Raw genomic sequence first — 2356 nt, 5'->3', positions numbered from 1 at the left:
GGCCAGGATGACCTAAACGCCATCGCTGAAGTGTGTCGGAAGTCTTGGGCCCTAGAAGGTAATTTAGTTGAGGGGCGTCGGTCGGTACCCGGAAACCCACCAGGACGGTCCCCGGGCGTCGTGGATGAGGATCTTTTAGTCGAAGTAAATAAGTTGCTCCCAGAGCAGCCATGGAAGCCAGGCGTCCATCAACCAATCGCATCAAAGTTAGGAATTAGACCTTTGATAGTAAGTAAGGCCATTCAGACGCTCATGGCAAGAGGCACTCGGTTCGTTCAGCGTGATGGCGTAGTGTTCGACAAGAACGGGGAGGAACTACTGCGAGACCCAACCCGCTTCCCCGAATAGCGGCTGGCCTGTGCCCTTTCCGCGCTACTTGCTTGTTCTCGCGGTTTCCGCGCCTTTGCCAGCTCCCTTAGAGATCTCTGTTGTGCTCGCATTCGGAGAAGGTGTGCGCCATCCGCCCAAGACCTCAAGTACGCCCAAGTCGCGCAGTTTTTCGATGTCGCTCGCCAGCTCCTTGTAAACGTCATCGGGGTTGTAGCCCCGCTGGCGCAGCTTTTCGCTGATGCTCGAAAGCCCGCCGGAGATCTCGGCCAGGTCGGCATTCACGTCCTTCGAAGGATCGACATACGACCACTTCGGCGTGGAGTGATAGAAAAGGTATGACGCCCACGGCACGATGTCCGCCAGCGCCGCTGCATCTTCGAACGCGCGGCACACGCGATCACAGAGGTTCGGGGCGAGCAGGCTCCATTGCTCCACTTCGGCCTCGCGGCGGAAGTCCAGCATGCGCACGCGCGCGCTGCTGAAGTTCACCTCCGACACGTCGCCGGTCATCATTTCGTAGGTCACACCAAAGCCCGCGGCGATGAGGTGCAGCTGGTGCTTCACGTACTCGACATACCCCGGCATCGCCTGCGGCTGCACCACCGTGAAATTGGTGCCAATGGGCATGTTCATGATGCCGCCGCTGCCTAGCGCGCCGAGGGTCTCACCTGTGCGCGGCAGCGCGCCCTGCGCGCCGCCAGGCAGTGTCATTTCGCCCTGGGCGGCCAGCAGTTCAATGCTCCCGGAGCCGAGCACGCTGATGCGCGCTTCGAGATTCTTTCGGTTGAGCTCGGCGTCTTCGTAGAGCTGCAGGTCGCGCACCCGGGCGATGACCGGCGCGATGCGCGGGAAGCCGCGGCCCTGCCCCGCCCTGTCCGGCGTGAACAGGTGGATGATGTACTGCGCATCGATGCGGCGGCTGATGTAGCCGGCGCGCGCGAGGCGCACCACGTCGCCGGGATGCTGGTCAAACAGCCAGTACGCCGCGACCCGGCCGAGCGGATCGTATTCGATGCCGTTCACGATGCGGCCCCCGGTCGGCAGTTCGGTGCACTTGTCCGAATCCAGGAAGTCGATCTCCAGCAGCTGCAACTGCAGCGGCACGGTCAAGCCATCGCTCTTGAGCCGCGGGCGCAGCCGCACGATGACTTCGCCGTCCTGTTGCATCGCCCGGTATGCCGCGGCCTGCATGCCGTAGTAGTTCGTGCGGCCGTCGGCGTCACATTCCTTCACCCACTTGGCCCAGGCCGTATTCAGCTTGTCGGCGGTGCGGGCGTCTGCCCACGTCGGCGTGATGCCGACGCCCACGACGTTGGCGACCAGCGAGCGGAGACCCTGGGCGATGTACGGCACGTTCTGGACCAATGCTCGCGAGCGGATTCGAAGCTCGCGGCCATCGCGCGCATGGTCGGCGTTCGCCGATGCGCCCGCCCGCTGCGGGACCCACCCGTCGGCGCGGCTCGCGCCTTCGTAGGCACGCGTCAGCATCTGCCGCTGGGCCTGCCGGCGCAGGCCATTGCCCGGACTGAAGTAGCCGACGATGCGATCAATGATGTTGCGGCGTGCCATGGTCAGAAGCCCCGCATGGTCGTGAAGGTGAAGCGACGCTGTCCGCCCGCCGCGTTCGGCGTTCCCGCAGCCAGCTCCTGGCGAGCTACGAGGATCGCCTCCCACAGTTGCTTCATGTCCTGGTAGACGACGGTGCGACCATTGAAGCTGACGGACTTCTGGCCGCTGTAATAGACGGACTCCATCTGCTTGAGTTCGTCGGTGGTGATGGCCATAGGTGCTCCTGGCTGCATTGGCGGTAGGCTGCCAACGCTACCGGCGCGGCTGTCTCAAGTTAAGGCAAAAAATGAGACGGTTTCACGGGGAACGGTCACGAGGGGCGGACTGTTTGAGGACCCGATACACGGTGGCCCTGCTGATATTCAGGCTTCTGGCCACCTCCGTCGCATTGCGCCCGTTGAACAGCGACAGCACCTGGTGCGCGAGCGCCTCGCTGGAGCGGCGGGAGATGTAGACG

The 2356-nt window shown here is 63.3% G+C and carries 3 protein-coding genes; all 3 read right to left on the bottom strand.

Features of this window, described 5'->3' with window-relative positions:
* Positions 1 to 372: 372 nt before the first annotated feature.
* The 3 genes from AC1DOC_RS29690 to AC1DOC_RS29680 all read right to left on the bottom strand — a co-directional run bounded on the left by AC1DOC_RS29690 (position 373) and on the right by AC1DOC_RS29680 (position 2313).
* Positions 373 to 1899 (bottom strand): phage portal protein, encoded by a 1527-nt coding sequence (locus AC1DOC_RS29690; RefSeq protein WP_478080695.1) that lies wholly within the window; start codon positions 1897 to 1899, stop codon positions 373 to 375.
* 2 nt (positions 1900 to 1901) lie between these two features.
* On the bottom strand, positions 1902 to 2114 hold the full coding sequence (locus tag AC1DOC_RS29685) for a phage head-tail joining protein (protein WP_478080696.1): 213 nt from the start codon (positions 2112 to 2114) through the stop codon (positions 1902 to 1904).
* 82 nt (positions 2115 to 2196) lie between these two features.
* Positions 2197 to 2313, bottom strand: a complete 117-nt coding sequence (locus AC1DOC_RS29680; protein ID WP_478131124.1) for a helix-turn-helix domain-containing protein — start codon at positions 2311 to 2313, stop codon at positions 2197 to 2199.
* Positions 2314 to 2356: the final 43 nt, after the last annotated feature.

It is taken from the genome of Variovorax sp. 01T439_2, assembly GCF_056398445.1.
The sequence above is the reverse complement of the archived record's forward strand: the minus strand, read 5'-3'. Positions and strand labels throughout refer to the sequence as shown.